Origin of the sequence: Okeania sp. SIO2F4 (assembly GCF_010672385.1) — a bacterium.
Lineage (GTDB): Bacteria > Cyanobacteriota > Cyanobacteriia > Cyanobacteriales > Microcoleaceae > Trichodesmium.
In genome coordinates, this window is the sequence record NZ_JAAHGT010000484.1 from 1 (window position 1) to 7,215 (window position 7,215).

Annotated in this window: 7 protein-coding genes and 1 pseudogene; 5 read left to right on the forward strand and 3 right to left on the reverse strand. The window is 35.5% G+C overall.

Annotation, left to right across the window (positions count from 1 at the left end; all coding sequences use genetic code 11):
• Nucleotides 1–346 (reverse strand): AbrB family transcriptional regulator (locus F6K22_RS25370; protein ID WP_293104384.1); only part of this gene is annotated, 346 nt, incomplete at its 3' end.
• 313 nt (nucleotides 347–659) lie between these two features.
• Here F6K22_RS25370 and F6K22_RS25375 point away from each other — a divergent pair.
• The 4 genes from F6K22_RS25375 (at nucleotide 660) to F6K22_RS25390 (ending at nucleotide 3,221) form a co-directional block, all read left to right on the forward strand.
• Nucleotides 660–1,103, forward strand: a complete 444-nt coding sequence (locus F6K22_RS25375; protein ID WP_293104386.1) for an Rrf2 family transcriptional regulator — start codon at nucleotides 660–662, stop codon at nucleotides 1,101–1,103.
• Between the two features lie 47 nt (nucleotides 1,104–1,150).
• Nucleotides 1,151–2,227 (forward strand): adenosylcobinamide-phosphate synthase CbiB, encoded by a 1,077-nt coding sequence (gene cbiB / locus F6K22_RS25380; protein WP_375340194.1) that lies wholly within the window; start codon nucleotides 1,151–1,153, stop codon nucleotides 2,225–2,227.
• Between the two features lie 86 nt (nucleotides 2,228–2,313).
• A complete protein-coding gene (gene pyrR, locus F6K22_RS25385) occupies nucleotides 2,314–2,844 on the forward strand; it encodes a bifunctional pyr operon transcriptional regulator/uracil phosphoribosyltransferase PyrR (RefSeq protein ID WP_293104389.1) in 531 nt (176 codons plus the stop codon).
• Nucleotides 2,845–3,092: 248 nt separating this feature from the next.
• Complete coding sequence (locus F6K22_RS25390; protein WP_293104391.1) at nucleotides 3,093–3,221, forward strand: hypothetical protein; 129 nt, start codon at nucleotides 3,093–3,095, stop codon at nucleotides 3,219–3,221.
• Between the two features lie 89 nt (nucleotides 3,222–3,310).
• Here the strand turns inward: F6K22_RS25390 and F6K22_RS43145 are convergent.
• Nucleotides 3,311–4,890 (reverse strand): annotated as a pseudogene (locus F6K22_RS43145) (IS1634 family transposase).
• A gap of 280 nt (nucleotides 4,891–5,170) precedes the next feature.
• Entirely contained in the window at nucleotides 5,171–5,359 is a 189-nt protein-coding gene (locus tag F6K22_RS25410) for a hypothetical protein (protein ID WP_293104400.1), read from the reverse strand.
• An 838-nt stretch (nucleotides 5,360–6,197) separates the two neighbouring features.
• Between F6K22_RS25410 and F6K22_RS25415 the strand changes: the two genes are divergently transcribed.
• On the forward strand, nucleotides 6,198–7,215 hold a 1,018-nt coding region (locus tag F6K22_RS25415), incomplete at its 3' end, for a ferredoxin--nitrite reductase (protein WP_293104403.1).

Genomic DNA, 7,215 nt, shown 5'->3' on the forward strand with positions numbered 1-7,215 from the left:
TTTTACGTCCCAAGGAAATTTCAAACTCATCTCCAGGCTGTAAATCCATTTGTTTAGTATAAGCAGCACCAATTAATAAATTACCATTGGATTGTACACTAATCTTATAACTAGCAGAACGTCCGCCACGTCCATTACCATTTTGTTTTCCATCTAACTCAATACCCTCAGCATCAATCAAGGCATTCAAAAACTTCATCATGTTGACTCGTTCAACACCACTTTTAGTAACAGTGTAGTAGCCACATTCTCTAGCTTTCTCTTCTTTACTTTTTTTATCTAACTCTTTGACTTTTTCAAGTAATTCTTTCCCTTGTAAGGGTTCAGGATTTTTCTTTTTACCCATGTTTTCAGTCCTATAACACTTTACTACAGTTATCAACTTTTGTCTTAGCTTGTTTAACTTCCAAGAAACAATAGCTTGATATTTGCTTGTAAAACTATATTACACTAATTATGTCAAAAATTCACATATTTGATTAAATTTTTAAGAGAATAATCTAAGAATAGGAATTTATTAGACTCAGCAATCATCTATATAGTATGTAATATCAGCATTGAACTATCAACTATCAACTATTAACTAGTTTAGTTGAATGGCCATTTGATATAGTTGCTGCTATAAATTCCTCTAGCCCCTTTGAATTAAGAACAATACAATGAAGTTAACTACTCGTGGACATTACAGTGTTAAGGCACTTTTAGATTTAAGCTTACAACAAAGTAATACTCCAGTATCTGTCAAAGAAATAGCACTACGTCAAGACATACCTGTAGCCTATCTTGAAAAGTTATTAATAGATATGCGCCGTGCAGGTTTAGTTGTATCATTTCGTGGCGCTCAAGGTGGATATCAACTAGCTAAATTACCAGCTCAAATATCTTTAGGACAAATACTAGAATCTGTTGGAGAAACAATTGAACCATTGCCTAGATATGCTCCTGATACTAACCAGGCAGAAGACTGGGTTACTTATTCTATCTGGCATAGACTGCATAAAAAACTTTCTGAAGCTCTTTACAATATTTCCCTAGAAGACTTATACTACGATGTCCGTAGTTGGCAAGCTATAGTAGGAGAAGAAACAAGTTTTGTTGTTTAGTTTTTGATAGCTTAAGTATAAAGTTGTAAAAGTTAATCAGGATTGAGATGATTGACAATGATTATTCACTAAAACAAATTTATAATTATTTAATTTCTGTGACTTATAACTATAGCTTCATTGTTGTTTTTATAGCTGCTTGCCTAGATTATTTGATTGGCGATCCTTGGAGTTGGCCACATCCTGTCAAGGTCATGGGTTGGATAATTACTCATTACACTCAACTGATTTTTCAACTCAGTAAACATCATAGAGATAACCTCCCTGCACTTATACTGAGATTGCTAGGTATTTTATTGGCAGTCGCTCTTGTTTTCGGTAGTGGAATTATCAGTTGGTTAATTTTTCAAGCTTTACGAATAAATTTTGTCCAATTTCCTTTATTCACAGTAATATTAGAGAGCATTCTATTAGCTAGCTGTTTTGCTGGTAAAAGTTTAAATGCTGCAGCTAAAGACGTACTTCAACCTGTCGTAAGTGGTAATTTAATTCAAGCACGTCAAAAATTAAGTTTATATGTGGGTAGAGATACAGAAAACTTATCAATTTCAGAAATATTTCGCGCAGTTTTGGAAACAATCACAGAAAATGCTACAGATGGGGTAATAGCACCATTATTTTATGCTTTAGTAGGAGCAATAATACCTAATGTAGGCAGTGTACCTTTGGCCTTTGCTTACAAAGCTGCCAGTACATTAGACTCAATGGTAGGCTATAAAGAAGCACCCTATACCGATCTAGGATGGTTTAGTGCGAAACTAGAAGACGTTTTAACCTGGCTACCTTGTAGGTTAAATGTGCTGACTATAGCATTTCTCTCTGGCAAACCTCTATATGTTTGGAGAATATGTCAAAGGGATGCAGTGAAAGACCCAAGTCCTAATGCTGGTTGGAGTGAGTGTGCTTATGCTGCAACATTAGGGGTGCAAATGGGTGGTGCAAATTCTTACAAGGGGGTCGTTAAACATAAACCACTATTGGGAGACGCCACTCATCCAATTACACCAGAAACGATCGATCGAGCATTACGGTTAACTCGGTACTGCTTTTTAATATGGTTGGGATTATCAGTTATCAGTTATCATTTATCAGTTATCAGTTCAGAGATAACTTTTAACTTTTGAATTTTGAGCAGTACGCATTTCAGTTATCAGTTCAGAGATAACTTTTGAATTTTGAATTTTGACTTGTATTTGTGGTGGGTAAATAAATGAGCAATACAGTAGAAATTTTATCAGCAAAGGAGTTACGACGTACTGTTACTCGTCTAGCTTCCCAAGTAATTGAAAAGTCAGGAGATTTATCTCAACTGGTATTATTAGGTATTCATACCAGAGGAGTTCCACTAGCAAAAATTTTGGCCAATCAAATTGAATTACTAGAACAAGTTAAGGTACCTGTGGGAGCATTGGATATTACTTTTTATCGCGATGACTTGTATCAAGTGGGAATGCGAACACCAGCTCAAACAGAAATTCCTGTGGATATTACTGGTAAGATTGTGGTGTTAGTTGATGATGTTATTTATAAAGGTCGAACAGTACGAGCTGCTTTGAATGCAGTTGTGGAGTATGGTCGCCCAGAAGTAATTAGATTAGTTGTTTTGGTGGATAGGGGTCATCGGGAGTTGCCTATTCATCCAGATTTTACAGGTAAAAAATTACCTACTGCTAAGGAGGAGCAGGTGAAGGTTTATGTGCAAGATATTGATGGCAGGGATGGGGTGGAGTTATTTAGGTAGATAGCAACTTTTCGGAGATATTTACAGCAATGCATGAGGATGCTGAGGTACAGTCATAAGACTACTTTTATATTCCCCGTTCCCCGTTCCCTGTTAAGTGTTCCCTAGGACAATAAAACTTTGTACCTCACGCGCCTCCGAAACTGCTCTAATAACCCACATTCAGCACTTCATAATGTAGCATATGAAGATACATGAATTATCATCAGAATTTTAGCCAACAAATTAATTGTATAAAACATAAAAAAGTGAGCGTTAAAGTATTGTTGACGAACCTAGAAGTTCTGTTGGCAGCAGAAAACACAGGAGCAACTAAACTCCTATCGAGAGCATCAATCAATTTTCGTGTAGCAGGTAATGCGATCGCATGTGTGTAGAACTATCGTCTTCTGGATGCTACAAAATATCATTGTACACCCGAAGCGTATCACTGATAATATCTTTGGCAAGCGGAGGGTAAAAACTGTCAAATCAAACTCCGTTCCTCTGTGAGATTAACTACTTGTTGGCGTTGATTTATTGTTAATAAATGAACTCCTTGAAAACATTGGAATATCCATCTTAATGTGGGATTATTTGTCAGTTTTCCCAATTGATTTTTTATCCTATTACTGGTTCTTTTTAAAGTATTTATCAGCTCTCTTTGGCCTAGATTATATACTAATAAACACAGTGACATAACAAATAGTATTGTTTCCACTCTTTGTGGTTTTTCTACAAAAAAACTATCTGCAAAGAATTGTGGGTATGGGCAGAAATTGAAAGCCCCTTTCACAACTAATCGTGATTTTTATAGTTCCAGAGTATTTCTGGGCCTCGTATTTCTGAAGATGGCTCAATATTTGTCGCTAAAATAAATCGGCCAGCCACTAAATTTCTTCTTTCTATTTCCGAGTTTTTGGGTTCAATTTCTATTTGATGATGATACACTAGAGACTGTTTATCTAAAATTTTTTCCCTGAGTTCTGTGGATTTTACACTCCATAATTTTAGTTTTTTGTTGATAGATTTTAAGTAATTTAGAGCCTGAGTAACTGTATCAAATCCAGTTGTTTCTAATTTTTTTACTAGCTTTAATGCCGTCTTTTTTTCTTGTTCAATTTTTGATTCTAATTTCTGGATATCACTTTTTTTTCCCTCTGCACTTTCTACAATCAACCATCTTTGTTGAATTCCAGCATAAGTTACTTTTTGCTCCAACCATTTATATCCTTTTTCTTGAAGTATTCTAGTTATTTCTATGGTTCCTGGGTCTGTTTTTGGGGAAAATTTTACTTCTTTAAGGTCGCTCTTCAATTATTTCCTTCGCCTTTTTTAAAGTCATTGGGACTCTAGTTATCCATTTTAAATTTGAGATTAACTGAATATTCTTTTGAGTATATAAAGCACTATCACAGACCATAATACTATCTAGTTTGATTTGTTTTTTGAGAGATTGTAAAATTTGGCCAAATACTGCTTGATCTGATTCATTTCCGCTACTCTGCCCTGATCAACAATGGTATTCCACTATCACTACTAACATTTTATACTAATACACATTGTTTCAAAACTATCAATTATCTTATGAGTATCATGCATGTAATTAATATCGGTTTTTTTTGATGATTTTCAGTAGTATAAATTGGATTATATTCCCCATATTGCAGGAAATGATGTTGAATCTAAATGAGCATATTTTGTCTCAATTTTAAATTTATTTGTAACTAATAGTCCTATTTCTACAAATAAATTTGTTAGTCCTAATTGATAGATGTCATCCATTACTATACCGATTTTCTCATCGTTTAAATATTCACTTTTTATTCCTGTGCCTCATAATTTTTCTATTGGTTTATCTTCAAAGAACTGACTAAACAAATATAAAGGACGTGATACCATTCCTAATCCGTTGAGAATTAAAGCTTTAATTACTTGTCCTGTGGGAATTTTTTCTCGACTATCAATTCCTAATTTTTGGTTAATTATTTCCACTATTCCTATCTCATCAATTAGCCCTGCGACTATCCCTAAGTGGTCGAGATTTTTAACTGCTATTTCTTCCATCTACTGACAGTTTTTTTAATAGTAAATAATCAGGATATTGTCAGCTTTATGATCTCACTTACAGTTACCAAACACCATAAGTAATTCTACTTAATTAAACAGATAGATTTTCTGTAACTTGTTATAAGACAATTTGAAGTGCGGAATGTGGGTAATAAGGTTATATTGTAGACCTAGTATGTATGGCTTGAACAAAGCGACCATCCCAACGCCATGCGCCAAGTCAAGCAGATAGACAATAAACCCTCCTGGTGGCGCTTTTTCCATCGCGTTTCGTCAGCTACATTTTGCTGGAGTTTAGTAGTGATGCGATCGCGCCAGTAGAAAAAGCGATATTTGCGGCTTTCATCGCTTTTTCTACTGGGAATTGATTAAAAAGCTGGAACCATTCCTCAAAAATAAAACCGACGATATCTCTGACCTTCGCTTCGGATGCTTCAGCGGTCAGTACTGTTTTGCTACCGCACAACGCGCGTTTTTCATGTCGCGTAGCGTTTCGCTACGCGACATATTTGCGGAGCATTCCGTCAGGAAAAAACATAGTTCGGACTCTAGGAGATTAACTGAAATGACCAAGGTAAGAGCTTTGAGAGGCAACTCTACAGGTTCTTTTATCCATCCTTATACCATTTATCAAAAACTTTTCTACCTGTATCTTGAGTAGGGGAGAAGTAAACATAAGAATAATCAATACGCTTCTGGCTAACAATTATCAAAAAGGTGATTCGGCTCTTTTTAATTACTTAATAATTGAAGTGTCGTTAAGTATCGCATTAATGTATGGTAATTGATATTATACCTAATTCCATCTATATTCCCCAGGTAAAATAGCGGGACTTTCAGATTTTGCACAGCAAAAATGGCTTTAAAGATAATCGGGGTAAGGAAAATATCTCAACAGACTAAAAATGTCTCAAACTTCGACAGATCGAGAAATAGGATAATTTGAGCTTAAACTCTTGCTGTGTAATCTTTTGATACTATTTTTAAATCACTTTTTGCTAAAGTCTGGTTATATAGATTCCCAACATTATGCAATAAACGCATTTTTAAAATACATAAAATTCATAAAACTAAACATTTAGTAACATAAGCTACGAATTATTTATTTGCCTTCCTCTAAATTGGTCAACAACAAATTAAAAGAAAATTAGTTAAACAGATATGCTCAAAAAACATATAATCTCTTAAAAAAGTTTTTTATCCTAGTAAACATCTCAAAAAAAACAAGCAATTAACTCAAAACTAGACCTAAAATTAGGTTTTGATCTGGAAATAAAAGTCTGTAAATAAGGAAAATATAATAGATGACAGGCACTATAGAACGCCAAACAAAACTAAATAAGTTTGAAAAATTTAAAGCAGAAAAAGATGGTCTAGCAGTAAAAACAGAAATAGAACATTTTGCCAGAATAGGTTGGGAAGCAATAGACGAAACAGACCGGAACCACAGACTCAAATGGTTGGGTGTATTCTTTCGACCTGTGACTCCAGGCAAATTTATGTTAAGGATGCGTATGCCTAATGGAATTATTACCAGTCAACAAATGCAAGTTTTAGCAGAAATAGTCCAACGCTACGGCGAAGACGGTAATGCTGACATTACTACCAGACAAAATCTACAACTGCGAGGAATTAGAATTGAAGACATTCCAGACATCTTCAATAAATTTGAACGAGTTGGTTTAACCAGTGTTCAATCTGGCATGGATAACGTCCGAAATATTACAGGTTCCCCAGTTGCTGGTATTGATGCTGACGAACTCTACGACACCCGTGAGTTAGTACAGCAAGTCCAAGACATGATTACTGGTAATAGCAAAGGCAACCCTGAATTTACTAATCTACCACGAAAATTCAATATAGCGATCGCTGGATGTCGTGATAATTCAGTTCACGCGGAAATCAATGACATTGCTTTTATTCCTGCCTACAAAAATGAGAAATTTGGTTTCAATGTTCTGGTGGGTGGCTTTTTCTCAGCCAAACGGTGCGAACCAGCTATACCTCTAAATGCGTGGGTAGAACCAGATCGAGTCGTTGCCCTTTGCCGAGGCATTTTAGAAGTCTACCGCGACAACGGACTTCGGGGAAATCGGCAAAAAGCAAGATTAATGTGGCTTATAGACGAGTGGGGACTCGAAAAGTTCCGCATAGAAGTTGAGCAACAAATGGGGCAAACTCTAGAAACAGAAGCACTCAAAGACGAAATTATCTGGGAAAAGCGGGACCACATCGGGGTTGACAAACAAAAACAACCAGGGTTAAACTACGTAGGATTAAATATTCCTGTTGGCAGATTCTATGCTGCTGATATGTTCGACA